Raw genomic sequence first — 25,863 nt, forward strand, 5'->3', positions numbered from 1 at the left:
CATCGGGATAGATTCCTTGGAACAGTAATGGGGCAACAAGGGCAGGAAAAATGACGCAGATCGACTATTATTTCACAGTGTTGTCGCCATGGGCCTATTTGGCCGGATCGCGGCTGGAAGATATTGCGTCGCGTCATGGGGCGCAAATCACCTATAAGCCGATTGATATCGGGCAGTTGTTCGGCCGCACCGGGGGCACCCCGCCAAAAGACCGCCACCCGTCACGGATGGAATACCGGATGCAAGAGCTGAAGCGCTGGTCCAAGGCGCTGGACATGTCGATGAACCACAGCCCGGCACACTGGCCCACAAATGGTGCGCCTGCGTCCTATGCGATCATCGCAGCGCAGTCAGCGGGTGGAGGGAACATAGGCGCACTGGTTCATGGGATCATGCGGGCCTGCTGGGCGGAAGAAAAGGATGTGGCGCAGGATGATGTGATCAAGGCCTGTCTTGCCGATGCCGGGTTTGACCCAAGCCTTGCCGATAGCGGCCTTCTGGCAGGGGCAGAAGCCTATGGCCGCAACCTTGAAGACGCGGTGAGCGCGGGCGTGTTCGGCTCGCCCTTCTATGTTTGTGATGATGACGAGAGGTTCTGGGGCCAAGACAGACTGGATGCGCTGGACACGCATCTTGGTGCCAAACACGGATGACCCTTCAGACACTTGCAGGTCACAAGACCTATTGGCACCGATCTGGCAATGGGTCGCGAGCCGCATTGATGGTGCATTGCTCGCTGGCGCATTCCGGTGCGTGGCGTGGACTTGAAAGACGCCTTTCCAACGAGCTGACCATGGTGGCGCTTGATCTGCCCGGCCATGGGCGCAGCGCAGACTGGGACGGGACAGGGGATTATCAGGACAGGGCGGTCCAGATCGCAGAGGCTCTGCTTGATCAGGAAGTTCCGGGTACCGTTGATCTGATCGGACATAGTTTTGGCGGCACGATTGCCCTGCGATTGGCGCAGTGTCACCCGGACCGGGTGCGCAGCCTGGCCCTTTTTGAACCGGTTCTGTTTGCCGCTGCCAAGGATCATCCCGCCTTCGCCGAGAACCTAGCTTATATGGACGGACCGTTCATGGCGGCCTTGCAAGCTGGCGATCGGCTAGAGGCCGCGCGCCTGTTTAACATCATGTGGGGCCGAGATGCCGCATGGCGGGCTTTGCCACTGTCGCTGCGCGAGGATATGGCGCAACGCATTCACCTGATCCCGGCTGGAAACCCCGTGACCTACCAAGACGTCCACGATCAGGCTGCCCCCGGCGCGTTGGAAAATCTCGCGATACCGGTCCTGCTGATGGAGGGCGCGCGTTCGCCTGCCCTGGTGGCGGCGGTGCATGATGTGCTGGCGGCACGCCTGCCCAATGTGAAGCGGCACATATTCGAAGGTGCAGGGCACATGGGTCCGATCACCCATCCCGAAGACGTGGGCGATGTTATATCAGGGTTTCTGTCGCAGTCAGCGCCGATCACGCTTTAGCCGCGCACAAGCTCCAAGAACCTGTCGATATTGTCGTCACGTGTTGACCAGTCGGCAACCATGCGCGCGGTCAGCACTTTGTCCGGGTCCGTGCCATCCAGCACCCCTTCCCAGATGTAGTAGGTCGCACCCGAGTCATGCAGGCGCTGGTGGCCGGCACGGGACCAGCCAGCGAAGCTCATGTTGGCGTCAGGTTCATGCAGAAAGGTCACGCCCTCGATCTGCTTCAACCCGCGCACCAGCCGTGCATTGGCCGCGTTGGCCCGCCGGGCGAGGTCCAGCCAAAGGTCATCGGTCAGATAGGCGAGCATCTGGGCGGACAGGTAACGGTGCTTTGAAAACAGATGCGCACCGCGTTTGCGTCGCAACTCAAACTCCCACGCGTGTTTCGGATCAAAGAAGATCACCGCTTCGACTCCCATGCAGCCGTTTTTGGTGCCGCCAAAACTGACCGCGTCAATCCCGGCTTTCCACGTCATTTCCGCCGGCGTGCAGCCAAGTGCGACCAGCGCGTTTGCAAACCGCGCGCCGTCCAGATGGGTGGGCAGGTTGAAAGATTTCGCGACTTTGCACAATTCGGTCAACTCGGCGACGGAATAAATCGTGCCGCGTTCGGTTACGTTTGTGATCGAGACAGGGCCGCGTTGCGGGCCATGCACGCCTCGGCCTTCTTCAGCTTCGATGGCGCGGTGCAAGGCGGGCGGGGTCATCTTGGCGTGCTCAGACGGAACCAGTGTCAGCTTTGCGCCACCCGTGTAAAATTCAGGCGCGTTGCACTCATCTTCCTGGATGTGCGCCTCGGTCGCGCAAAAGATGGTGTCCCAAGGTTGGGACAGGGTGGCCAGGCTGATCGAATTTGCCGCCGTTCCGGTGGCCACCAGATAAACCGCAGCCTCAGGGGCTTCGAATATCTCTCGAATGCGGACGCGAACCTCGTCCATCAGCGCATCGGCGCCATAGGGCATGGCATAGCCTTCATTTGCGTGGACCAGTGCAGCCATCACCAATGGATGGGCCGGACCGGAATTGTCAGAGGCGAAAAACATCAATGTGGCTCCTCGATCAGGTGGTCTTCCCATTCGTCTTCGGGCACTTCGAACTCCGGCACGGTCCAGCCCTGCACACTGCACCCGGCCTTGTGCACGCTGTCGGGGTCGTTCGAGATCAGCGGGTGCCAATCATGAAGCGGCTTCCCTTCGTGGCGCAGGCGATAGGCGCAGGAAGCGGGCATGAAATACGCGGTTTCGCCAATATTCTCGGGTGTCAGGACGATGCATTCCGGCACGAATTGCAGGCGAATGTCATATTGTGAACAGCGGCAGGTGTCGCCATCCAGCAATCGGCAGGCCACGCGTGTGAACACAATTTCGCCGGTGTCTTCGTCTTCCAGCTTGTTCAGGCAGCATTTGCCGCATCCATCGCACAGCGCTTCCCATTCTGGCCCGGTCAGGCTGTCCAGTGGTCGTTCCCAGAACTTCTTTCGCAATCCCTTGGTCATGCGCTTGCCTCGAAATCCGCTGCGACCCGCAACTCGCGCAAAGGGCGCACGCGCGCGATGGATTGCTGATACAACGGATGCGCCTTATAGGCAGCAAGCTGGTCTTCGTCCGCAAATTCGCCATAAACAACTACGTCAGGCGATGGGCCGGGGATCGGGTCCGTCGCGAGATTCACGGCAACCTCAAGGCGCAGGCTGTGCGGGATGTCTTTCAAAAGCTCCAGCCCGGCGCGAATGGTTTCGCGGTCTTCGGGGCGTTTGGCGGTGAAAAAGACGATGTGGCGGATCATGTTGTGGCCTCATACCTTCGCCAGAATGTCGCGCGCACGGGCGCAATCTGCATCCATCTGAGAGATCAGGGCATCCAGCCCATCAAACACCTGTTCGGGACGCAGATAGTCGATCAGGGCGACCGAAACCTGCTCGCCATAGATGTCGCCCTTGAAGTCGAAGAGGAAGCTTTCAAGGTTGGGGCGGTTTTCGCCGAACATCGGGCGGGTGCCCATCGACGCAGCGCCGCCATAGCTTCCCTTATGCGGTCCGGTCAGAATATCGACCTCGACGACATAGACGCCGAATTTCGGCGGGTGCAGCCCGGCGATGGACATATTCGCGGTGGGATAGCCCAAATCACGCCCGCGTTGGTCGCCGCGAATTACCTCGCCTTCGATCCGGTGCCAGTGGCCCAGCATGCGCGCGGCGTCGCGTGGCCGGCCGTCGGTCAGCGCGTCGCGGATGGCGGTGGAACTCACTTCGCCAACTTCATCCGACATCAAGGGGGCGACGGTCACGCCAAATCCAAGCTGATCACCCAAGGCGACCATGTCGCTTGACTTGCCCGCGCGACCTTTGCCGAAATGGAAGTCCTCGCCTATGACCACGTGGCTCAGGGCCAGCCCATCGACGATCACGCGTTGGGCAAACTCTTCGGGGGCAAGGGCGGACAATGTATCGTTGAAACTAAGTTCATAGAGCCGCTCCACCTTCAGCTTTTCCAACCTGTGGGCGCGGGCATCCGCACTCATCAACCGGAAGGGGGGGCTTTTCGGCGCGAAATACTGGCGCGGATGTGGTTCGAATGTCATGACGCCCAGCGGGGTCTTGCTGGCCTTTGCCTGCGCACGCGCAATGTCGATCACGTATTGATGGCCAAGATGTACGCCGTCAAAATTTCCGATCGCGGCGGACGCCCCGCGATCTGTTTCTTCGACAAACTGGTAATCTCGAATGATCCGCATGTGGTGGCATTATCGCCCCGCGCGAACAGGTGCAAGCCCAGCGGCGCAGCGCGATCGGTTTTCCGGTTTGCGGAGGGGTCAGTCGAACTTGGCCGACGGCGCCAGAACCTTGGCTTCACCTTTCAGAACCGGTTTTCCATCGACAAGGCATTCGGTCTTCAGCGTCACGCGCCGCTTGGCGTGGTCAATGTCCAGCACCGTGACTTCTGCGCGCACGGTGTCGCCGGGGCGCACAGGGGCGAGAAAAGTCAGGCTTTGACCCATATAGATGGTGCCGTGGCCCGGAAGCTGTTCGCCGATCACTGCAGAAATCAGGCCGGCGGTCAGCATGCCATGAGCAATCCGCCCTTCAAAGATCGTGTCATTGGCATAGTCGTCGTCCAGATGCACCGGGTTCCGATCGGTCGAGATTTCGGCGAACATCTCGATATCCCGGTCGGTGACTTCCTTGGTGACATGTCGCGACATGCCGATTTCCAGCTCTTCAATGCAGATCGTGCCGCGCGGGAAATTGTCCAACATCAGGATCCTCCGGGTCATAAAAAGACGATTAATCGTCTGGATTGGCAATAATATTACTTTGCAGCTGCAGAAAATCAAGCGGAAATGTAATCCGGGATGATCGCATCTGTCGGGCTGGATAAATCCAACGCAAAAGAGATCAAGCCCCACCTATGTCGTGAAAGTCCTTTTTCATAAGGTCTTGTTGGGTTGGATCCTAACGCAGAAACCCGATCGCATAGGTCGGCGTGACCATTTCCGCCGCGACAAACCGCCCAAGCGCATCCGCGTCCGGTTGCCGGTCTGTCTGTGTTTCGTCGCGTGCCAATCCGCCTGTGATGAACAGAGAATCAATATCTTCGCCCTGCGCGCCCTTGATATCGGTCAAGATGCCATCACCGATGGCAAGGATGCGGGAGTTATCCACTGAACGACCTTCAGCGATCATGCGGCGGCGCGCCAGATCATAGATCGGTGGGTGGGGCTTTCCGAAATAAAGGCTTTCGCCCCCCATCTCGGTGTAAAGCTGGGCGATGGCACCGGCGCACCATTCGCGGGTCTCGCCTCGATCCACCACGATATCGGGGTTGGCACAGAGCAGTTTCAGCCCGTTCTGCTTGGCCAGCAGAAGTTGCGGGCGCAGTGTGTCAGGGTGGGCAAGCGGGTCAAACGGGCCGCAGCAGACAATTCCCTCGGCGTCTTTCAATTCGACCTCTTCAATGTCGACCGGGTCGTCGATGATGGCCATCGGGTCAAAAAAGGACCGGTCGTGCGCCTCGCCCATGAACCAGACCTTATTGCCCACCGCGCCCGTGAACATCGCGGCACGTGCGCTGTCACCCGACGTGGCGATGGTGTCCCAGCAGTCGCGCGGCACGCCGATCTGGTCCAACTGCCCCTCGACCGATGTCCGGTGCCGCGGTGCGTTGGTGACAAGAACGACAAATCCGCCGTTCGCGCGAACTTCGCGCAATGCCGCGACCGCGTCGTCAAAGGGATGCACCCCGTCGTGCACGCAGCCCCAGAGGTCCACGAAGAAGGCGTCGTAGTTGGCGGAAATCTCGCTGAGGTTTTCGATGATGCGGGTCATGGTGGGTCTCCTGCTTGAAAGGAAGATATGGCAGAGGGGAAAGGAGGTGGCTAGGGGGAGTATTGAATTCGAGGCTGGAGACCTCAACACGAGAACCAGCCAGCTTAAAAATTGCAGCCAAGCAAGCGGTGGGGGAAGATTAACCTTTTGGGGTGCGCGTTCGGCTCACAGGTTCATTTGTGGTAGAATGCCGCCACCTTATTACAAGATGGGAGACGAGCAGTGTTTAGTCAGAGTATCAACACTCCAACTGGTTCTTATCAAGTTTTTGCCGAGATTGTTATGGACCGCGTTCATGAAGGCGAAGTTGTCACCGATCTATCCTTCATTTGGACGGAGGATGGCGAAGATCGAACTGCAAGCTTTCAGGTTCGCGCTGAGGGAGAGACGGGCCTGATTGGCCTGTATCATGACGATGAAAATTTAGGTGAGCTTCAGCTGAATGGCGGTTCCGAAGATGCGCCCGACGAAGCGGCGTTGGACGAGGCTTTTGCAACTGCGGACCAACTTGCAACGGTTGTTGGCGCAGTAGATCCGGTGGTCGGTTGCCTAATAAAAGGCGCGACCGCGAGTGTGATCAAGCAAACGGTAAAATGCTGGCGTGCAACCAATCAAAAAGACACGATCAGGCAAAGGGCAACGGATGCAGCAAATTGCGTAAGGCAGGCGGGCTGGTCAGTGGCCTGGAGCTTTGTTCGCCGTGTTGGGCTTTGTTTGGTTACACTTGGTTTGGATTGAGGTAGGAAGTTTCCGATAAAAAAGCCTGCGCGATCTGCGCAGGCTTTCTCATTTCATATGCCCAATCTGTTTTAAACAGCCAAGTGCGGAATTATCTGCTTCTTCCGGCTCATCACACCCGGCAGGACAACCACGTCACCGTCAACCTTCGCGCCGAAGCTCTTTTCAGCCACGGTTTTCACCAGATCGTTGGGGACCAGCAGGGTTGCTTCCTCTTTCAGGATGTCCACGACGAACAGAAGCACCTGATCGACGCCGTCCTCGGCCTCGACGGTTTTGAATGTCTCCATCAGGCTGGCCTTGCGGTTCAGCGGGATTTCCGGCGCGGTGGTTTCCAGTACGCTGACGCGGAATTTCTTGCCGGCGACTTCGTATTCTTTCGAGTCCATGCGGATCAACTCGGCGTCCGAGAACTCCGACACGTCCGACTTGGCGGCGAACATCTCGGCGGCATAGTCGGACACGTTAACGCCAAGATCAGCGGCCAGCGCGGCCACGACTTCGCGGTCGCGGTCGGTGGTGGTGGGCGAGCGGAATTCAAGCGTGTCAGACAGGATGCAGGTCAGGGCCGCCCCTTTGATGTTGTCGGGCATCTTGGCCGCGTCATCGCCCATCAGGTCATACATGATGGTCGCGGTGCAGGCGAGCGGACGGATGGTGATGTCAATCGGGCCTTTGGTTTCCAGGCCGCCGACCAGCTTGTGGTGGTCGATGATTGCCTGCACGTCTGCGCCATTGATGTTGGCAGGCAGTTCGGCCGGGTTGTTGGTGTCGACGATGACGCAGGGCTGGTCGTCAGCCACGTCCTCGATAATATCAAGCATGTCAAAGTCCCAGCGCTTCAACATGAAGGCGGCTTCGGTGTTGGGCTGGCCCAGCAATACTGGCTTGGCGTCCACGCCTCGCACCTCATTCAGATACCAGGCCCAGACCAGCGGCGAGCCGGTCGAGTCGGTGTCGGGCGATTTGTGGCCGAAAACAAGAGTGGTCATTTTGGTTTATCCGTCTTTGATTCAAAGCTGTTTGCGCGACTTATAAGAGCGAGGTAGCGGCTTGTCACGGGTTGTTCGCCCCGGCGTTTTGTCGCTAAGGTTTGCGTATGTCGAAACCTGCCGAAACCGATCTGTATGCGCCTGTGAAAGCTTGGCTGGAAGGGGTGGGTTATGAGGTGAAATCCGAGGTCGGGCCAGCGGATGTGATGGCGATCCGTGATGGCGAGCCGCCGGTGATTGTCGAACTGAAAGCCGGGTTTTCCCTGACTTTGCTGCAACAGGCTGTCGCACGGCAGGCTGTCACCGATCTGGTCTATGTGGCCGTACCGCGCTGGTCGGGGAAACCTGGATGGCGGTCGTTCAAAGGCAATCTGGGGCTGTGTCGGCGGCTTGGGTTGGGGGTTCTGTCGGTGCGCCTGAAAGAAGGGCTGGTGCAGGTCCATGCTGATCCCGGCCCGTTTCAGCCACGAAAATGCAAGGTCAAGACGGCTCGCTTGCTGTCCGAGTTCGCCCGCCGCGATGGTGATCCCAACACGGGTGGCACAAACGGAAAGCTGGTGACGGCCTATCGGCAGGACGCCGAGAAACTGGCCGCCTGTCTTGCGAAAGAGGGGCCGATGAAAGGGGCTGCTCTTGCCAAGGCAACCGGCGTCACAACTGCGACGCGTATGATGGCAATCAATCACTATGGCTGGTTCGAGCGGGTCGAGCGCGGCATTTACGGTTTGACCGACGAAGGGCGCGCAGCGCTTCAAAATTAATCCGACTTTTTTGATCGGGATCAATTCCCATCCCTCTGATTCTCGATTAACAGCGGATCGGAATGATCAGGAGCTTTGTTCATGCGCGTGTTTCTAACCTTGGTTCTTATGGTCGGGCTGGTGTCACCTGCCGCCGCTTTCGACAGCCTTGAAGACTTGGGCGAAGCGTTGTTTTTCGATGTGAACCTGTCAAAGAACCGGACGCAATCCTGCGCGACGTGCCACGACCCGGATTACGGCTTTGTCGATCCGCGCGAAACGGACGCCGGGCGTGCGGTGTCGTTGGGGGATGACGGTGAAAGCCTTGGCGACCGTTCCGCTCCGACGGCGGCCTATGCAAAGTTCACGCCTGAGTTTGAGCAGTTGGACAAAAAGGCCTGGCGCGGCGGCATGTTCTGGGATGGGCGCGCCGCCGGGCTTGCAGGGCAGGCGGGTGGGCCGCCCCTTAACCCGATCGAGATGGGGATGCCGGACGAGGCATCGGTCGTCGCGCGGCTGTCTGAGAATGCGGATTATGTTACATCGTTCATATCGCTGTTCGGTGACGCGATCTGGGATGATGATAGCGCCACGTATGACGCCATGACCCAAGCTATCGCGTCGTTTGAACGCACGGATTTCTTTTCGCCGTTCGACAGTAAGTATGATCGTTTTCTGCGCGGTGAGGCGGAATTGACGGATCAAGAGGAACTAGGACGCGTATTGTTCTTTTCCGAGCAGTTCACCAATTGCAACCTGTGTCACCAGTTGCGTCCCTCGCCCATCGCCGAGGATGAGACCTTCACCAACTATGAATACCATAACATCGGGACACCCGTGAACGCCGATGTGCGCGCTGCGAATGGTGTTGAGGGACCGGATCTTGGCTTGTTGGCGAACCCCGCTATCGACACCGCTGATGCGGGTGGGCGCTACAAGGTGCCGACGCTGCGCAATGTCGCAGTTACCGGACCATACATGCACAATGGCGTGTTCAAGGACCTACGCACCGTTGTTCTGTTCTACAACAAGTACAACACGCTGGACAAAGACCGGCAGATCAACCCCGAGACCGGTAAACCTTGGGTGATGCCGGAAATTCCGCAGAATCTGGCGGTGACAGAGTTGATCCATGGACCCGCGCTGGACGACAAACGCATTGATGCGCTGGTCGCGTTTATGAAGGCGCTGACAGATGCCCGGTATGAACATTTGCTGGAAGAGTAAGCCAAGTGAAACCGGTCAATTGGTTGCTCATGTCGGCTGACTGTGTAATTGGCTGTGCAATGTCGATCCAAATTTCTGATCCGACTGCTTGACAGCCCGAGGATGACTCCCTAACTCTGCGCCGTTAGCACTCGCATCCGGTGAGTGCTAAGAGAACTGAAACTGAGCTTAGGGAGTCTCAGCAAATGGCATTTACACCACTGCATGACCGCGTGTTGGTCCGCCGCGTCGAAAGCGACGAGAAAACAGCAGGCGGCCTGATCATTCCGGAAAGCGCCAAAGAAAAACCGGCCGAAGGTCTGGTTATTGCCGTAGGCGCTGGCGCCAAAGACGACGACGGTGATCGTATCGCCATGGACGTCAAGGAAGGCGACAAAATCCTTTTCGGCAAATGGTCCGGCACCGAAGTCACCATCGACGGTGAAGAGCTGCTGATCATGAAAGAATCCGACATCATGGGCATCATTGCCTGATCGTCTGACCGATTTACACGTATTTCCAGGAGTAAGCTAAATGGCTGCTAAGGACGTAAAGTTCGACACCGATGCCCGCAACGCAATGCTGCGTGGCGTCAATATCCTCGCTGACGCTGTCAAAGTGACCCTTGGCCCGAAAGGCCGCAACGTGGTTCTTGACAAATCGTTCGGCGCCCCCCGCATCACCAAAGACGGTGTGACGGTCGCCAAAGAAATCGAGCTTGAGGACAAGTTCGAAAACATGGGCGCGCAAATGGTGAAAGAAGTCGCCAGCCGCACAAATGACGAAGCCGGTGACGGCACCACCACGGCCACCGTTCTGACCCAAGCGATTGTTCGCGAAGGTCTGAAGCAGGTTGCCGCTGGTCTGAACCCGATGGACCTGAAGCGCGGTATTGATACTGCTGTTGCCAAGGTTGTTTCGAGCCTGAAAGAGATGGCTCGCGAAGTTAAGGACTCCGACGAAGTTGCACAGGTTGGCACCATCTCGGCCAACGGCGAAGCTGAAATCGGCCGTCAGATCGCAGACGCGATGCAGAAAGTCGGCAACGAAGGCGTGATCACGGTCGAGGAAAACAAAGGCCTCGAAACCGAAACCACAGTTGTTGAAGGTATGCAGTTTGACCGTGGCTACCTGTCGCCCTATTTCGTCACCAACCCTGACAAGATGATCGCCGAGTTGGACGACTGCCTTGTTCTGCTGCACGAAAAGAAACTGTCGTCGCTTCAGCCTATGGTGCCGTTGCTTGAATCGGTCATTCAGTCGCAAAAACCGCTGCTGATCATCGCTGAAGATGTTGAAGGCGAAGCGCTGGCAACCCTGGTCGTCAACAAGCTGCGTGGTGGCCTGAAAATCGCTGCTGTCAAAGCGCCGGGCTTCGGTGATCGCCGCAAGGCCATGCTGCAAGACATCGCGATCCTGACCGGTGGTCAAGTGATCTCGGAAGATCTGGGCATGAAGCTTGAAAGCGTGACCATGGACATGCTGGGTTCGGCCAAGAAAATCCAGATCACCAAAGACGAAACGACCATCGTCGACGGTGCTGGCGAGAAGGCCGAGATCGCAGCGCGTGTCGCTCAGATCCGCACCCAAGCCGAAGAAACCACGTCGGACTACGACCGTGAGAAGCTGCAAGAGCGCGTTGCCAAGCTGGCAGGCGGTGTTGCCGTGATCCGCGTGGGTGGCATGACCGAAGTAGAAGTGAAAGAGCGCAAAGACCGCGTTGACGATGCCCTGAACGCGACCCGTGCGGCCGTGCAAGAAGGCGTGATCGTTGGGGGTGGTGTTGCCCTGGTGCAGGCTGGCAAGACGCTGAAAGGTCTGAAAGGCGAGAACGCCGATCAGGACGCAGGTATCAGCATTGTCCAGCGCGCTTTGGAAGCTCCGCTGCGCCAGATCGCTGAGAACGCGGGAGTTGACGGTGCCGTGGTTGCTGGCAAAGTCCGTGAAAGCGACGATGTGACCTTCGGTTTCAACGCCCAGACCGAGGAATATGGCGACATGTTCAAGTTCGGTGTCATTGACCCGGCCAAAGTCACACGCACCGCGTTGGAAGACGCCGGCTCGATCGCTGGTTTGCTGATCACCACCGAAGCCATGGTGGCCGACAAGCCGCAAAAAGAAGGCCAGGGTGGTGGCGGAATGCCCGACATGGGCGGCATGGGCGGCATGATGTAAATCGAATTCCGCTAGGAATTCGATTGCGACAGGCGATTGGCCGCAAGGCCAATCTGCCGAAAGCTACCCGGCGACAGGCGATTGGCCGCAAGGCCAATCTGCCGAAAGCTACCCGGCGACAGGTGATTGGCCGCAAGGCCAATCTGTTGAATGCCAACCATGATATTTGAAGGGCGCTCGTTTCGGGCGCCCTTTTCTTTGTGGTGGAATTTTCATGCTGACCCCTTACAAAAGGTTGAAGCACCCTGTATGTTAATGGGTGTAACATAACCATTTGGCGGGGACTGCCATGCTTCGATCCTTCATCCTTCTTTTCGTGACCCTTCTGGCTGTGCCTGCCACCGCGCAAGAGGTTTATCGCTTCGGCAACGACGCCTATATGGCCGGGGACAACGTGACCCTGACAGGTGACGCGGTGGACGACGTGTTCATCGCAGGCAACACGGTTGTGGTGTCCGCACCGATTGAAGGCAGCGCCCATGCCGGTGGCCGCTCGGTGTCAATCTCGGGACCCGTGGGGAACAGTCTTTATGCCGCCGGGATGAACGTAAATGTTTCCGGCGGTGTCGGCGGTGACGCGCACCTGCTGGGCGATACGGTTCTGGTCAATGATGATGTCGCAGGCGACCTGCGCGCCGCCGCCCAACGGATTGAGATCAACGGAGCCGTTGGCGACAGCGCCTTGGTGGCGGCCGAAAACATCCTGTTGACAGGCGTGATTGCTGGTGACGCCAGCTTCTCGGTTGATAACATCAGCTTTGGAGATGATGCCCGGATAGAAGGCACGCTTTACCTGTATTCCGATGATCCGAACGGCATTGAAATCCCAGACAGCGTGGCCCCCGAAGACCGGATCGAGCGGCACAATGTCGACGAGTTTGACGCCAGCGCTGATCCCGAAGGCGGGGCTACGATTGAGAGGTCCGGCTCTGGCTGGGGGGCATGGCTGGGTGGCAAGATCACGGCAATCCTGATTCTGACAGCGGTGGTTACTCTGATTGCGGCACTCGCACCGACATTCCTTCTTGCGTTGCGGTTGCGCACTTTGGAAACACCTGCCCGCGCGCTTTGGATGGGCTTTCTGACCATTTCGGCGCTGGCCGGATCCCTGTTCCTGCTTGCCATGACTGGGTTCGGTATCCTGTTGATTCCCGTCTCCATCGTCTTGGCAATCCTCTTGGGCATCGCAGGCTATGTGATTGGCACCTATATTCTTGGCGTTGGGATGTTGGGCGCAGCCAACCGCCCGCTTCCGGAAACACTGGGGGAACGCGCAGTCGCGGCACTTGTGGGCGCGGTGTCGATCACGATCCTGGCTATGATCCCGTTTATCGGTTGGATCGCCGCACTGGCTGTTTCCGTTACCGGGGCCGGGGCGTTAATTATCCGCTGGTTTGCGCCGGGCTTCTATACCGAAGTGCGCTGACCTAATCTGAAACTGACAACGCCCCTGACAGTGCAAGTTGCCGGGGGCGTTTCTTATCTGACAATGGCTTCCAAAGCGTCATAAGATGGAGCGACCTGTGCATCGCCCCAAGCCAGATCAGGCAAGGATAGCGGGCGGACGTGCAGCCCAGCGATCTGATCCCGGCTGACCCATTTTCGGTCCGTCACGATCGCCTCTGGGTCTTGCCATGCAGGATCGAGACGCCCGCATTTTAACTGACAGTGAAAGACAATCTCAACCTGGTGGAAACCGGTGCCGGGGTCATGAAACTCGTTCACCAGCGCGGGGGCGTCGACAGAAATGGTCAGACCGGTTTCCTCATGCACTTCGCGGATCAGGTTGTCTGGCAGGCTCGCACCCGGCTCGACCCCGCCTCCGGGCAGGCACAGCAGGTCTGACACGCCGCCGCCGTAGGCATTGACCATCAACAGGCGGCTCTCATGCAGGATCAGGCCGCGCACAGCCAATCGGGGCGTTTTGAACGAAATCGACATGCGCCAAGATTTGCTTATCCACCTCCCTGTGACAAGCCGCCTCTCGCATCCTGCCGGTGTGATGCGTATTTATCCGATATGATCAGAACATTGACCCTTGCCCTTGGATTTGCCACCGCGCTTGCCGCGCCCGCGCGGGCGGAGTGCGTTATCCTTTTGCACGGTCTCGCGCGAACGCCGTCATCCTTGTGGGTGATGGAGGAAAGCCTGCGCGTTGCGGGCTATGACGTGGTCAATTTGGGCTACCCGTCGACCAAGGCTGAAATTGGTGTGTTGGTCGAAGCCGCTATCCCGCCTGCGTTGGAGGCCTGTGGCGATCAGAAAGTGAATTTCGTGACCCATTCGATGGGTGGTATCCTTGCGCGCGTCTGGTTGCAGGATAATCGCCCCGCCAATATGGGACGTGTGGTGATGATGGCCCCGCCCAATCAGGGGTCGCAACTGGTCGATGCATTTGGAGATCTTGAGCCATTTGAATGGTTGAACGGGCCAGCAGGGTTGCAACTTGGCACCGGCGAGGATTCGGTGCCCAACCGCACCGGCTATGCAGCCTTCGAACTGGGTGTTATCGCAGGCAATCGGTCCCTGAACCCGATCTATTCAGCGGTGATCGACGGCGAAGATGATGGCAAAGTGTCGGTGGACAATACGCGGATCAGCGGCATGAACGACCATATCGTTCTGCCCGTGACACATACGTTCATGATGGTGAACCCTTTGGTGATCGCGCAGGTCACGGAATTCTTGAAAAACGGCAAGTTTGATCACGACCTGACCTTGGCGCAGGTGTTGGATGACATCGCCACCGAAGCGGGATACCGCAACCGCACCCTGCGCAAGGACCGTTAGTGCAGGGCGATCAAACAGCCTGGCTGTGGCCGCTTTCATTCATCTCGTAATCATCGAAATGCCGTGCGATCATGCGGGCGACAGGGCGTGCTTCGGGCCGAATGGAAAGCATGGTTCCGTCAAGGACGGTGGTGCCCGGCATCGCCTGTTCCAATCCATCGACCATGGACAGAAAGTCGTCGACAGGGCGGGCAAATTCTTCCGCCAGTTTGGCGAAATTGACGCGGAAATAGCACAGTAGCTCTTCGATTACGCGACCACGGGCAAGGTCATCCTTGGTAAAGACGTGGCCTTTTGCGCCCGCCAAGCGACCGTCACGCACGGCGGCTTGATATTTCGACGTGGCAGGCTCGTTTTGTGCATAACCTTGCGGATAACGCGCGATCGAGCTGGCACCCACACCGATCATCACCTTTGACACATCTTCGGTATAGCCTTGGAAGTTCCGCTTCATGGTTCCGGCCTTATGGGCCTTGGCCAGACCGTCCGAGGGCAGGGCGAAGTGGTCGATGCCAATCTCGTCATAACCGGCGGCAATGAACAGATCGCGGGCGGTGTTGTAAAGCTCTAGCCGTTCTTCGGCGGATGGCAATGCCTCGGTCGGAATAAGGGTCTGACGACGTGCCACCCATGGGACGTGGGCATAGCCGAACAGTGCCACCCGGTCGGGGCCAAGGCTGATCAGCTTTTCGACCGAATCCGTGATACGCGCCGTGTTTTGGTGCGGCAAACCATACAGGATATCCATGTTCAGGCTGTTGATGCCACGCGCGCGCAGGCCGTCCACGGCCTGTTTGGTGATTTCATAGCTTTGTGGGCGGCCGATAACCTCTTGAATCATCGGGTCGAAATCCTGCACCCCGATCGAGGCCCGGTTCATCCCCGCCGCCGCCAGCGCATCCAACCTTGCGTCATCAATCTCGGACGGGTCGATCTCGACCGAGAATTGCGCACCGGGCGCCAGTGGCGCGGTGGTCAGAATCGCATTGGTCAGATCGCTGATCATCTCGGGCTGCAACAGGGTCGGTGTCCCGCCGCCCCAATGCAGATGCTCCAGTTTGATCCCGTCGGCGAGCAGATCTTTGATCGTGGCAAGCTCTTGCTTCAGACTGTTCACATAGGCCGCGACCGGCTCTGCTGTGGTTGTGCCTTGGGTGCGGCAAGCACAGAACCAGCACAGACGCCGGCAGAACGGAACATGCACGTATAGCGATACTGCCTCATTCGCGGGGATTGCGCTGATCCAGTCTGACAGGGTTTCAGCGCCGATTCCCGCCTTGAAATGCGGGGCGGTCGGGTAGCTGGTGTAGCGGGGCACGCGCGCGTCAAAAAGACCGAGGCGTTTGAGTTGCGTAGTGGTCTGCATTCGCATAGGTTTGGATGACAAACGCGCGCCCAACTTTGATCAGGATCAAACAAGACACATCTCTTGTTGAAAAAATAATGAACGAACTCCGCTTTAACACCCGTGATTGTGGCAGCTGCCCAATTCGCCACCGCGCCGTGTGCGCGCGGTGCCAACCTGACGAATTGGAGCAGCTTGACGCGATCAAATATTATCGAACCTTCGAAGCGGGTCAGCCGGTGATCTGGTCCGGTGATCCGATGGAGTTCGTGTCCAGCGTTGTCAGTGGTATTGCGACGCTTAGCCAGACCATGGAGGACGGGCGCACGCAGATGGTCGGCCTGTTGCTTCCCTCGGATTTCATCGGGCGGCCGGGTCGTGATGCGGCCCCATTCGATGTTGTGGCTGTCACGGATCTGACGCTGTGCTGTTTCCGCAAAAAACCGTTTGAAGATATGATGGAGAAGACACCGTCCATTGGCACGCGTCTGTTGCAGATGACGTTGGACGAGTTGGACAGCGCGCGTGAATGGATGCTGGTGCTGGGTCGCAAGACGGCGCGCGAAAAGATTGCCAGTTTGCTGGCCATTCTGGCGCGCAGGGATGCCTCTTTGTATAAGAAGCCGCCGCATGATGGGATGAGCTTTGAATTACCACTGACGCGCGAATCGATGGCGGACTACCTTGGTCTGACTCTGGAAACCGTGAGTCGTCAGGTGTCGGCGTTGAAAAAATCCGGAGTAATCGAGCTTCAGGGCAAGCGCAGGGTCATTATTCCCGATCTACAGGCGCTTGTCGCCGAGACTGGCGACGATGTGGATGGTGCCCCGATCACCTGAGACTTGACGCGACGAACAGGTCGAAAACATCAAGGGCGCCGATGCCGGCACCCTTTTCTTTGTCGATGATGTCAGTGGGCGAGGACGATCGGCAGATCGGCCACTTCCAGCATGTGACGTGTCGCACCACCTAAGATCGACTCGCGGAACCGCGAATGCCCATAGGCCCCCATGACGATCATATCCGCATCGCGGTCACGCGCATGTCTGTTCAGGACATCCGAGATGCGTGGCATGGTCTTGGCCAGCACGCAGACCTCGGCCCGCACGCCATGCCGCGCAAGCAATTGGCTGAGTGCCCCGCCGGGATCAGACCGCTCTGGCCCGTGCTGCGGCGGGTCGATGATGGCGATGGAGACCGAGTCGGCCTCACGCAGGAACGGCAGCGCCTGGCGTACCGCCCGCAAGGCTTCCGGACTTTCGTTCCATGCGACTACGACATTGCCGACGGCTTGCGGAAATTCCGCGTTGTCGGGCATCACCAGCACCGGAACATTGCCGTCAAACAACGCAGCTTCGACAATGGCTTCGGCGTCGTGACCCCGACCTTCGCCATAAGGCCGCGGCATGACGACGAGATCTGAAAACCGCGTCCGATGTGCGATGGCACCATTCAGTGCCACCATCTGTGCAGTCAGCGCATCACTTGACCAGGGCAAGGGATGAGCGGTCAGTGACCGGCGGGCAAACGTCTCAAGCTCCATGGCGTCTTCGCGGGCTTGCGCCAGATTGTCCTGCACAACCATGGCCGAGGCCCCCGCGTAATAGAAACCCTGTTGGGACCGGTCGATACCAAGACACAGCACCTCAAGATGGGCATCGTGCTGAATGGCGACCGCCTTGGCGGCTTCGAGTGATCCTTTGCAATGGGTGGTGTCAGTGACGATAGTGGTCACGGTTCGGTAATTCATCAGTTTGCCCTCCGATTTGGCCTGATGCGCAGCGTGCCCCTGTCGCGCCTGCGACGCTTTGACATGGGTCAATCAGGGTTTTTCTGCGGTGAGTGGGTTGTTTTGATATGGATCAAAGCAGGCTTGAAGGGATAGGTCCAAACCCACAAAAGTCGAACAGTGCCCCCATCCGGTCGTGGGAGGGGGGTAGGACATAAGACGAAGGGACGCAAAATGTGGGATTATCTCAAATTGGCGATCTACGGCCTCATCGCAGTGTTGGCCGCGATTGCTGCAAGTTATGCCCGCGACATCGCCTATCAGGTACACGCAATCCTGATAGTGTTGATCGCGGCGGGCCTGTTTGTCTTTTCACTCCGCACGGTGGGTGAAAAGAAGGCGGTCGCAACCGGCTATATGGATGGCCCCGTGCGCGTGGGCGTCGCCTTGACCGCCTTCTGGGGCGCGGTTGGCTTTCTGGTTGGGACGTTTATCGCGTTTCAGTTGGCCTTTCCAAGCCTCAACTTTGGCTGGGCCGAAGGGTATCTGAACTTCGGTCGCTTGCGACCGCTGCATACGTCAGCGGTGATTTTCGCGTTTGGTGGGACAGCCTTGATCACATCGTCGTTTTATGTCGTTCAGCGAACGTCAGGTGCGCGCCTTTGGGGCGGCAATCTGGCGTGGTTCGTGTTCTGGGGATACCAGATCGTAATCCTTCTGGCCGCAACGGGGTATCTGCTGGGCGCTACCCAGTCGAAAGAATATGCAGAACCCGAATGGTACACTGACATTTGGCTGACAGTCGTCTGGGTGGCGTATCTGCTGGTCTTCATGGGCACGCTCATGAAGCGGAAAGAACCGCATATTTATGTGGCCAACTGGTTCTATCTGTCTTTCATTGTCACGATTGCGATGTTGCACGTGATCAACAACCTCGCGATGCCAGTGTCGATCTTCGGGTCGAAGTCCGTGCAACTTTTCTCGGGCGTGCAGGATGCGATGACACAGTGGTGGTATGGCCACAACGCGGTGGGGTTCTTCCTGACCGCTGGCTTCCTGGGCATGATGTATTATTTCGTGCCGAAACAGGCCGAACGCCCGGTGTTCAGCTATAAACTGTCGATCATCCACTTCTGGGCGCTGATCTTCCTGTATATCTGGGCCGGCCCGCACCACTTGCACTATACCGCGCTGCCCGACTGGGCAGGCACGTTGGGTATGGTGTTCTCGGTCATCCTGTGGATGCCCAGCTGGGGTGGCATGATCAACGGCCTGATGACCCTGTCAGGCGCGTGGGACAAGCTGCGCACCGACCCGGTCATCCGCATGATGGTTGTGTCTATCGGCTTTTACGGCATGTCGACCTTCGAAGGCCCGATGATGTCGATCCGCGCCGTGAACTCGCTGTCACACTACACAGACTGGACCATTGGTCACGTGCACTCTGGCGCGTTGGGCTGGAACGGGATGATCACCTTCGGGATGCTCTATTTCCTGGTCCCCAAACTGTGGAACCGCGCCGGTCTTTACAGCCTGAAATTGGTCAGCTGGCACTTCTGGCTCGCCACCATCGGTATCGTGCTCTACGCCGCGTCGATGTGGGTGACTGGTATCATGGAAGGTCTGATGTGGCGAGAAGTTGACGCACAAGGCTTCCTTGTGAACTCGTTCGCCGACACCGTTGCCGCCAAGTTCCCGATGTATGTGGTGCGCGCGATGGGAGGGGTTCTGTTCCTCTCGGGTTCCCTGATCATGTGCTACAACCTTTGGATGACCGTTAAGCGTTCGCCGGCAGCGGAAACTGCCAGTGACGCTCAAACGGCTCCGGCAGAATAAGGAGGGAAGGACCCATGGGAATTCTCGACAAACACGTCGTTCTGGAAAAGAACGCAACACTTCTTCTGGTCGGTAGCCTTCTGGTTGTCACCGTGGGTGGTATCGTAGAGATCGCACCGCTCTTCTACCTCGAGAACACGATCGAGGACGTGGAGGGCATGCGCCCCTACTCGCCGCTCGAACTTGAGGGTCGGAACATCTATATCCGCGAAGGCTGCTATGTCTGCCACTCGCAGATGATCCGCCCGATGCGCGACGAAGTAGAGCGTTATGGTAACTACTCGCTGGCTGCTGAAAGTCAGTATGACCACCCGTTCCAGTGGGGATCAAAGCGGACCGGGCCTGATCTTGCGCGCGTCGGTGGCCGTTACTCGGACGAATGGCATGTGGATCACCTGAAAGATCCACAGTCGGTCGTGCCTGAATCGGTCATGCCGAAATATGCCTTCTTGGCCGATCGTTTGATCGAGCCGACATATATCGAGGACCTGATGAGAGCCAATCAGATCGTTGGTGTGCCTTACACCGACGAGCAGATGGAAAACGCCGCAGCCGATTGGCTGGCGCAGGCCGACCCTGACAGCGACTACGATGGCCTTCTGGCACGTTATCCGAAGGCGCAAGTGCGCAACTTCGATGGTGCGCCCGGTGTTTCGGAAATGGACGCCCTGATCGCCTATATGCAAATGTTGGGCACGTTGGTCGATTTCTCGACCTTCACGCCTGACCCGAGCCGGTAAGGAGCTGGGATGATGGACACCTATTCTGTGCTCCGCCAATTCGCTGACAGCTGGGTGCTTTTGGCCATGTTCATCTTTTTCCTTGGTGTTGTTGTCTGGGCGTTTCGTCCAGGCGGCCGCAAGGTTCATCATGATACGGCCAACATCCCCTTCCGCCACGAAGACAAACCTGCCGGTGACCGGGACACATCCGGGAGCTCAGCTCAAAGGGAGTTGCGGCAATGAGTAAAAAACCTGTTGAAAAGAAAGAGGTCGAGACGACCGGCCACGAATGGGACGGTATCCAGGAGTTCAACAACCCACTGCCACGTTGGTGGGTCTGGGTGTTCTATCTGACCATCATCTGGGGTGTTTGGTATACCATCGCCTATCCTGCCTGGCCGCTGATCAAAGGGGCCACCGCGGGTTATCTGGGTTATTCTACGCGTGCGGAAGTCGCAGCCGAAATCGACCGCTTCAAGGCCATGAACAGTGAGTTGGAAACCCAGTTGGCTTCGGTTGACCTGACTACGTTGGAACAAGGCACCGATCTGCACAACTATGCAATTCAGTCCGGTCGAGCGACATTCACAACCTTCTGTTCGCAATGTCACGGCTCGGGTGCTGCCGGCAACGTCGGCTATCCCAACCTGTTGGATAATGACTGGCTTTGGGGTGGCACGATCGAAGATATTCAACTGACCCTTCAGCACGGCATTCGCTCGGAAGATGACGAAGACACCCGGTATTCCGAGATGCCCGCCTTCGGTGACGATTATCTGAGCGATGAAGAAATCACGCAGGTGGTCAACTATGTGATGTCGCTGTCGCCCGTTACCAAGCCCGATGCCGATATGGCACTGGCGGCGGGTGGGGAAACCTTGTTCGCCGACAACTGTTCCGCTTGCCACAAGGACGACGGCACCGGCGATCGCACCCAAGGGGCACCCAACCTGACGGATGCCATCTGGCTGTATGGCGACAGCGAAGAAGCGATTACCGAGGTCGTGGCCACCGGCCCGTTCGGTGTGATGCCTGCCTGGAGCGGCAAGCTGAGTCAAAGTCAGATCAACGCGGTATCCGCGTATGTTCACCAGTTGGGCGGCGGCGAGTAAGCCATCGGCCAACTAAAAGTTCCGGGGCCTCACTCCCCGGTCAACGGCACCGACCCCTGATCCTGTTCGCGCGTTTCTCCGGGGTCGGTGCCACCTTATCGAAAGCCCGGTTGCCTGAAAGCGACCGGGCTTTTTCATGCGTGCGGGATCGTTTCAAAGGCAACGGGCCGCAGCAGGTTGCATTCTGGGTGCGGCCAATTGACCGGCTGCGACGGGATGGCGCTGTGACATTATGGAAACTTGATAATAATCAATGACTAATCACATAACCCATGAACGGCCCAGTCAAAATCTTTGATCCACATCAAGGCTGCAATGTAGAATAGTTCTTAGTTCCAAGATCAACCCGAAAATCAGGATTGGAATCCGTCCATGTCTGACGCCCCCGAACAGCTTTACGCCCCGCGCGAGCCAATTTTCCCAAAGCGGGTGAAGGGCGCGTTTCGCAGTTTGAAATGGTGGATCATGGGGATCACACTGGGTATCTATTATCTGACGCCATGGATACGTTGGGACCGTGGGCCGAACCTGCCTGATCAGGCGGTATTGGTGGATATGGCCAACCGCCGGTTCTATTTCTTCTGGATCGAGATTTGGCCGCACGAGTTCTATTTCATCGCGGGCCTTTTGATCATGGCAGGGCTTGGGTTGTTCCTGTTCACGTCAGCCGCCGGGCGTGTCTGGTGCGGCTACGCCTGTCCGCAAACGGTATGGACCGATCTGTTCATCCTTGTTGAACGCTGGGTCGAAGGCGATCGCAACGCACGCCTGCGCCTGCATCGTCAGAACTGGAACGCCGAGAAAATTCGCAAACGTCTGATCAAGTTCACGCTCTGGATCATGATCGCGGTCGCGACCGGCGGGGCATGGGTGTTCTATTTCGCGGACGCGCCGACGCTTTTGGTCGATCTGGTCTCTGGGAATGCACATCCGTTGGCCTATTCCACGGTGCTGGTGCTGACCCTGACCACGTTTGTTTTTGGCGGTATCGCACGCGAGCAGATTTGCATCTATGCTTGCCCCTGGCCGCGCATTCAGGCGGCGATGATGGACGAGGATACGATCACGATTGCCTATCGCGACTGGCGCGGTGAGCCGCGCGGGAAGGGCAAGGATCGCGAAGATCTGGGCGACTGTATTGATTGCTATGCCTGCGTGAACGTCTGCCCGATGGGCATCGACATCCGCGATGGGCAGCAGATGGAGTGCATCACTTGCGGCCTGTGCATCGATGCTTGTGACGAGATGATGGATAAAGTGGGCAAACCACGCGGCCTGATCGACTATCTGGCCCTGAAAGACGAGGCTTATGAACGTGCCGGGAACGAGAAAATCCCGGTTATCAAACACCTGCTGCGCCCGCGCACGATCCTTTACACCTCGCTTTGGGCACTGGTCGGCATCGCCCTGACCGTGGCGTTGTTCGTTCGCCCGAAAGTGGACGTGACGGTGCGCCCGGTCCGCAATCCGACGTATGTCACGCTGTCCGACGGGGCGATCCGCAACACCTATGACGTGGGTGTGCGCAACCGGCATGGCGAAGAATGGCCATACTACTTCTCGCTTGCCGATGGCAATGATATGGTGATCGAGTTGGAAGGTAGCGACAAACTGGTTCTGGTTGCACCTCCCGACACCGAAGCGAAACAACGGGTCTATGTGGTTGCACCTCCGGGGTCCGAAGCGGCACGCACGGCGCGCACCGAATTGCGCCTTTGGATTGTCGATGGCATCACCGGGGACCGCGTGTCTGTGGACACAGTATTCAACGGCAGGGGGCGCTAGGCGATGGCCAATCCAAAGGACAAGAAAGAGTTCGAACTGACCGGCAAGCATGTTCTGGCCATTGTGGTCTCGGCCTTTGCTGTGATCATTGGTGTGAACCTCTTCATGGCATACTCGGCCATTGACACCTTTCCGGGGCTGGAGACCAAGAACTCTTACGTCGCCAGCCAGAAATTTGATGTTCAGAAAGCGGCCCAAGAGGCCTTGGGCTGGAACGTGTCAGCCGAAATGGACGGAGAGGTTCTTGTGTTGGATATCAAGGATCGGGCAGGTGACGCTGTCACGGTCAAGTCCGTCTATGGTCTTTTGGGGCGCGCGACGCACGTAAAAGAGGATCGGGAACCAACCTTCGATCAAGGGTCAAGCGGCGCCTATCTGGCGCAGGTTGGTAAGCTGGGCGAGGGCAACTGGAACCTGCGCCTGAACGTCATTGCCGAAGACGGCACCAGCTTTCAACGTCGCATTCCGATCTTTGTCTCGGCCAGATAGGCCCGACTGACTGCGGACAAGGAACTCACCCATGGCCACACCGATCTCTGCCTGCCCAGCCTGCGCTGCGGCCCCGCTTGCGGAAGAACAAGCAAGTGAAGGCTATCGCGGCAACGGGAACGAGGCGCAGCGCGTCATGTTGTCTTTGCCACAAATCTATTGTGCAGCCTGTATTGCCGGAGTCGAACGCGGCCTTGTCGCGCAGCCGGGTGTGCGCGCGGCCCGTGTGAACCTGACGCTGAAGCGCGCCACAGTCGATGTCGATTCGGGCGTTGAGGCGCAGTCGCTGGCGGATTATCTGACCGGGATCGGGTTCGAAGCCTATGAACTGGATCCGGGACAATTGACCTCGACCGCGACAGACAAGCAGGGCAAGGACTTGCTGATGCGGCTGGGTGTGGCGGGTTTTGCCATGATGAACGTCATGCTGCTGAGCGTTGCTGTCTGGTCTGGGGCCACCGACGCCACCCGTGACCTGTTCCACTGGATCAGCGCGGCCATCGCGATTCCGACCATCGGTTTTTCCAGCCAGGTCTTTTTTCGTTCGGCGTGGTCGGCGTTGAGGGTGGGGCGTCTGAACATGGACGTGCCGATCTCGCTGGCGATCCTGTTGGCGCTGGGCATGTCTCTGTATGAGACAATGCATTCGGGCGAGCACGCTTATTTCGATGCCGCCCTGTCGCTGACCTTCTTTCTGTTGGCGGGCCGGTATCTGGATTATCGCACCCGTGCGGTTGCACGATCAGCGGCGGAAGAACTGGCCGCCCTTGAAGTGCCACGTGCCGCCCGCGTGGCTGAGGGGCAGGCGGATGAGCAGGTGGCCGTGTCCGATCTGACACCCGGCGACATCGTGCGCGTGGTGCCCGGCGCCCGCGTGCCGGTGGATGGGATCGTCGTGACAGGAGAAAGCGAGCTGGACCGTTCTTTGTTGACCGGGGAAAGCCTGCCGGTTGCAGCCGCGCCTGAAACCATCGTCTCGGCGGGCGAGGTGAACCTGACCGGCCCCCTGACCGTGCGCGTGACAGCGGCCGGGCGTGACAGCTCTTTGCACCGGATGGCCGATCTGGTGGCCATCGCGGAAACCGCGCGCAACAAATATACGTCGCTCGCAGACAAGGCGGCGGCGGTCTATGCGCCCGTCGTGCACCTGCTGGCCTTTGCGGCGTTCCTGTTCTGGTTCTGGTATTCCGGTGACTGGCGCATGGCGATGAACATTGCAGTGGCGACCCTGATCATCACCTGCCCCTGCGCGTTGGGCCTTGCCGTGCCGGCCGTGACCACAGCGGCGTCGGGACGTCTGTTCAAGCAAGGCATGCTGCTGAAATCCGCCACTGCAATGGAACGACTGGCCGAAGTCGATCACGTGGTGTTCGACAAGACCGGCACATTGACCGAGGGCAAGCCTGCATTGGGCGATCTGTCCCGCCACAAGTCCTGCGATCTGGAAATCGCTTTGGCGCTTGCCGAAGGGTCCAGCCACCCCTTGGCGCAATCTCTGGTGCAGGCGGTGCGTGCTGCGGGTGTGCAACCCGCCCAGGTGACAGCGATGCAAGAAGTGCCCGGTCGTGGTGTCGAAGGCAATTGGCAGGGTAAAATCGTGCGTCTGGGCCGTGCGGAATGGCTGGGTGCCAACGCGGTTGGGCAGACGGCAACCTATCTGTCCGTCTCGGGCGCGCATCCGGTCGCCTTCACCTTTACCGACGCGTTACGACCGGGGGTGGCTGACGCCATCACCGCCCTGAAAGCCAAGGGGATGGGTATCACACTGATTTCCGGTGACGTGCCTGCTGCCGTTGCCGATATCGCGGGCCGCGTAGGCATCGCAGACTGGAAAGCCGACACATTGCCTGAAGACAAGGCAGAATATGTCGCGCGTCTGGGTAAGGCGGGCAAGAAGGTCCTGATGGTTGGCGACGGGTTGAATGATACCGCTGCACTGGCAGCTGCCCATGTCTCGATCTCGCCAGCCTCGGCGTTGGAAGCGGCGCGCGTGGTGTCGGATATTGTTCTGTTGGGCAAATCGATGGAACCGCTGTCCAGCGCGATCGACATGTCAAAAGCCGCAACGCGCCGGATCAAGGAAAACTTTGCCATCGCGGCGGGTTACAACGCCATTGCGATCCCGATTGCCCTGATCGGGCTGGCAACCCCATTGGCGGCGGCGCTTGCCATGTCAACCTCGTCCGTGACAGTGTCATTGAACGCCCTGCGGCTGAAGAAAGGCTGATCGATGAACGTGCTGGTCTACCTTATCCCTGTCTCGCTTCTGTTGGGCGGGCTGGGGCTGGCTGCGTTTTTCTGGACGTTGAAAAGCGAGCAGTATGAAGACCCGGACGGCGACAGCCACCGCATTCTAAGCGACCGTTGGGATGACGCACCGCCCGAGGATTAAGGGCG

The 25,863-nt window shown here is 58.3% G+C and carries 29 protein-coding genes; 18 read left to right on the forward strand and 11 right to left on the reverse strand.

The window, feature by feature from the left end:
- The first annotated feature begins 50 nt into the window (after positions 1-50).
- Together BMY55_RS04280 and BMY55_RS04285 are read left to right on the forward strand one after the other, a co-directional pair.
- Positions 51-653: a 2-hydroxychromene-2-carboxylate isomerase gene (locus BMY55_RS04280; RefSeq protein ID WP_091428600.1), complete on the forward strand. Its 603-nt coding sequence runs from the start codon at positions 51-53 to the stop codon at positions 651-653.
- Positions 650-1,480, forward strand: a complete 831-nt coding sequence (locus BMY55_RS04285) for an alpha/beta fold hydrolase (RefSeq protein ID WP_091428602.1) — start codon at positions 650-652, stop codon at positions 1,478-1,480. The genes BMY55_RS04280 and BMY55_RS04285 overlap by 4 nt, the downstream gene beginning before the upstream one ends.
- Here the strand turns inward: BMY55_RS04285 and BMY55_RS04290 are convergent.
- The 6 genes from BMY55_RS04290 to BMY55_RS04315 all read right to left on the reverse strand — a co-directional run bounded on the left by BMY55_RS04290 (position 1,477) and on the right by BMY55_RS04315 (position 5,807).
- Complete coding sequence (locus BMY55_RS04290) at positions 1,477-2,526, reverse strand: threonine aldolase family protein (protein WP_091428604.1); 1,050 nt, start codon at positions 2,524-2,526, stop codon at positions 1,477-1,479. The genes BMY55_RS04285 and BMY55_RS04290 overlap by 4 nt on opposite strands.
- Positions 2,526-2,978, reverse strand: coding sequence for a YcgN family cysteine cluster protein (locus tag BMY55_RS04295; protein ID WP_091428606.1), 453 nt, complete (start codon positions 2,976-2,978; stop codon positions 2,526-2,528). Before BMY55_RS04295 ends, BMY55_RS04290 begins: the two co-directional genes overlap by 1 nt.
- Positions 2,975-3,268, reverse strand: a complete 294-nt coding sequence (locus tag BMY55_RS04300; protein WP_091428608.1) for a Dabb family protein — start codon at positions 3,266-3,268, stop codon at positions 2,975-2,977. The genes BMY55_RS04295 and BMY55_RS04300 overlap by 4 nt, the downstream gene beginning before the upstream one ends.
- 9 nt (positions 3,269-3,277) lie before the next feature.
- The gene (locus BMY55_RS04305; protein ID WP_091428609.1) at positions 3,278-4,216 is read right to left on the reverse strand and encodes a bifunctional riboflavin kinase/FAD synthetase; all 939 of its coding nucleotides are present in this window, start codon (positions 4,214-4,216) and stop codon (positions 3,278-3,280) included.
- Between the two features lie 78 nt (positions 4,217-4,294).
- The gene (locus BMY55_RS04310; RefSeq protein WP_091432015.1) at positions 4,295-4,738 is read right to left on the reverse strand and encodes a MaoC family dehydratase; all 444 of its coding nucleotides are present in this window, start codon (positions 4,736-4,738) and stop codon (positions 4,295-4,297) included.
- A gap of 196 nt (positions 4,739-4,934) precedes the next feature.
- A complete protein-coding gene (locus BMY55_RS04315; RefSeq protein WP_091428611.1) occupies positions 4,935-5,807 on the reverse strand; it encodes a TIGR01459 family HAD-type hydrolase in 873 nt (290 codons plus the stop codon).
- Between the two features lie 222 nt (positions 5,808-6,029).
- On the opposite strand from BMY55_RS04315, the gene BMY55_RS04320 reads away from it, so the two are divergent.
- Positions 6,030-6,545 (forward strand): hypothetical protein, encoded by a 516-nt coding sequence (locus BMY55_RS04320; protein WP_143064280.1) that lies wholly within the window; start codon positions 6,030-6,032, stop codon positions 6,543-6,545.
- 71 nt (positions 6,546-6,616) lie between these two features.
- Here the strand turns inward: BMY55_RS04320 and BMY55_RS04325 are convergent, their stop codons facing one another.
- Complete coding sequence (locus BMY55_RS04325) at positions 6,617-7,537, reverse strand: manganese-dependent inorganic pyrophosphatase (RefSeq protein ID WP_091428614.1); 921 nt, start codon at positions 7,535-7,537, stop codon at positions 6,617-6,619.
- Between the two features lie 107 nt (positions 7,538-7,644).
- Between BMY55_RS04325 and BMY55_RS04330 the strand changes: the two genes are divergently transcribed.
- The 4 genes from BMY55_RS04330 (at position 7,645) to groL (ending at position 11,658) form a co-directional block, all read left to right on the forward strand.
- Positions 7,645-8,298: a DUF2161 domain-containing phosphodiesterase gene (locus BMY55_RS04330; RefSeq protein WP_091428616.1), complete on the forward strand. Its 654-nt coding sequence runs from the start codon at positions 7,645-7,647 to the stop codon at positions 8,296-8,298.
- An 81-nt stretch (positions 8,299-8,379) separates the two neighbouring features.
- Positions 8,380-9,504, forward strand: a complete 1,125-nt coding sequence (locus BMY55_RS04335) for a cytochrome-c peroxidase (RefSeq protein WP_091428619.1) — start codon at positions 8,380-8,382, stop codon at positions 9,502-9,504.
- 185 nt (positions 9,505-9,689) lie between these two features.
- Positions 9,690-9,977, forward strand: a complete 288-nt coding sequence (locus BMY55_RS04340; RefSeq protein ID WP_091428620.1) for a co-chaperone GroES — start codon at positions 9,690-9,692, stop codon at positions 9,975-9,977.
- Positions 9,978-10,017: 40 nt separating this feature from the next.
- On the forward strand, positions 10,018-11,658 hold the full coding sequence (gene groL / locus BMY55_RS04345) for a chaperonin GroEL (protein ID WP_091428622.1): 1,641 nt from the start codon (positions 10,018-10,020) through the stop codon (positions 11,656-11,658).
- An 11-nt stretch (positions 11,659-11,669) separates the two neighbouring features.
- Here the strand turns inward: groL and BMY55_RS16880 are convergent, their stop codons facing one another.
- The gene (locus BMY55_RS16880) at positions 11,670-11,819 is read right to left on the reverse strand and encodes a hypothetical protein (protein ID WP_177179286.1); all 150 of its coding nucleotides are present in this window, start codon (positions 11,817-11,819) and stop codon (positions 11,670-11,672) included.
- Between the two features lie 128 nt (positions 11,820-11,947).
- Here BMY55_RS16880 and BMY55_RS04350 point away from each other — a divergent pair, with 128 nt between their 5' ends.
- Complete coding sequence (locus tag BMY55_RS04350; RefSeq protein ID WP_091428623.1) at positions 11,948-13,084, forward strand: hypothetical protein; 1,137 nt, start codon at positions 11,948-11,950, stop codon at positions 13,082-13,084.
- Positions 13,085-13,137: 53 nt separating this feature from the next.
- Here the strand turns inward: BMY55_RS04350 and BMY55_RS04355 are convergent, their stop codons facing one another.
- Positions 13,138-13,599 (reverse strand): NUDIX domain-containing protein, encoded by a 462-nt coding sequence (locus tag BMY55_RS04355; RefSeq protein ID WP_091428625.1) that lies wholly within the window; start codon positions 13,597-13,599, stop codon positions 13,138-13,140.
- A gap of 78 nt (positions 13,600-13,677) precedes the next feature.
- Between BMY55_RS04355 and BMY55_RS04360 the strand changes: the two genes are divergently transcribed.
- Positions 13,678-14,448: an alpha/beta fold hydrolase gene (locus tag BMY55_RS04360; RefSeq protein WP_091428626.1), complete on the forward strand. Its 771-nt coding sequence runs from the start codon at positions 13,678-13,680 to the stop codon at positions 14,446-14,448.
- Positions 14,449-14,458: 10 nt separating this feature from the next.
- Here the strand turns inward: BMY55_RS04360 and hemN are convergent, their stop codons facing one another.
- Positions 14,459-15,814: an oxygen-independent coproporphyrinogen III oxidase gene (gene hemN, locus BMY55_RS04365; protein WP_091428628.1), complete on the reverse strand. Its 1,356-nt coding sequence runs from the start codon at positions 15,812-15,814 to the stop codon at positions 14,459-14,461.
- A gap of 77 nt (positions 15,815-15,891) precedes the next feature.
- Between hemN and fnrL the strand changes: the two genes are divergently transcribed.
- Positions 15,892-16,632 (forward strand): transcriptional regulator FnrL, encoded by a 741-nt coding sequence (gene fnrL / locus BMY55_RS04370; RefSeq protein ID WP_091432017.1) that lies wholly within the window; start codon positions 15,892-15,894, stop codon positions 16,630-16,632.
- Between the two features lie 71 nt (positions 16,633-16,703).
- On the opposite strand, the gene BMY55_RS04375 is transcribed toward fnrL, so the two are convergent.
- Positions 16,704-17,543: a universal stress protein gene (locus BMY55_RS04375; protein ID WP_091432019.1), complete on the reverse strand. Its 840-nt coding sequence runs from the start codon at positions 17,541-17,543 to the stop codon at positions 16,704-16,706.
- Positions 17,544-17,756: 213 nt separating this feature from the next.
- On the opposite strand from BMY55_RS04375, the gene ccoN reads away from it, so the two are divergent.
- From ccoN to ccoS, 8 genes are all read left to right on the forward strand, one after another.
- Entirely contained in the window at positions 17,757-19,358 is a 1,602-nt protein-coding gene (gene ccoN, locus BMY55_RS04380; protein WP_091428630.1) for a cytochrome-c oxidase, cbb3-type subunit I, read from the forward strand.
- Positions 19,359-19,372: 14 nt separating this feature from the next.
- Entirely contained in the window at positions 19,373-20,098 is a 726-nt protein-coding gene (gene ccoO / locus BMY55_RS04385; protein ID WP_091428632.1) for a cytochrome-c oxidase, cbb3-type subunit II, read from the forward strand.
- A gap of 12 nt (positions 20,099-20,110) precedes the next feature.
- Positions 20,111-20,323, forward strand: a complete 213-nt coding sequence (locus tag BMY55_RS04390) for a cbb3-type cytochrome c oxidase subunit 3 (RefSeq protein ID WP_091432020.1) — start codon at positions 20,111-20,113, stop codon at positions 20,321-20,323.
- A complete protein-coding gene (gene ccoP / locus BMY55_RS04395; RefSeq protein ID WP_091428633.1) occupies positions 20,320-21,192 on the forward strand; it encodes a cytochrome-c oxidase, cbb3-type subunit III in 873 nt (290 codons plus the stop codon). The genes BMY55_RS04390 and ccoP overlap by 4 nt, the downstream gene beginning before the upstream one ends.
- 372 nt (positions 21,193-21,564) lie before the next feature.
- Entirely contained in the window at positions 21,565-22,977 is a 1,413-nt protein-coding gene (ccoG, locus tag BMY55_RS04400; protein WP_091428636.1) for a cytochrome c oxidase accessory protein CcoG, read from the forward strand.
- Between the two features lie 3 nt (positions 22,978-22,980).
- Entirely contained in the window at positions 22,981-23,466 is a 486-nt protein-coding gene (locus BMY55_RS04405) for a FixH family protein (protein ID WP_091428639.1), read from the forward strand.
- A 31-nt stretch (positions 23,467-23,497) separates the two neighbouring features.
- Positions 23,498-25,693 (forward strand): heavy metal translocating P-type ATPase, encoded by a 2,196-nt coding sequence (locus tag BMY55_RS04410; protein ID WP_091428642.1) that lies wholly within the window; start codon positions 23,498-23,500, stop codon positions 25,691-25,693.
- 3 nt (positions 25,694-25,696) lie between these two features.
- Complete coding sequence (ccoS, locus tag BMY55_RS04415) at positions 25,697-25,858, forward strand: cbb3-type cytochrome oxidase assembly protein CcoS (protein WP_091428644.1); 162 nt, start codon at positions 25,697-25,699, stop codon at positions 25,856-25,858.
- The last annotated feature ends 5 nt before the right edge of the window (positions 25,859-25,863 follow it).

The sequence above is a fragment of the Aliiroseovarius sediminilitoris genome (assembly GCF_900109955.1).
Taxonomy (GTDB): Bacteria; Pseudomonadota; Alphaproteobacteria; order Rhodobacterales; family Rhodobacteraceae; genus Aliiroseovarius; species Aliiroseovarius sediminilitoris.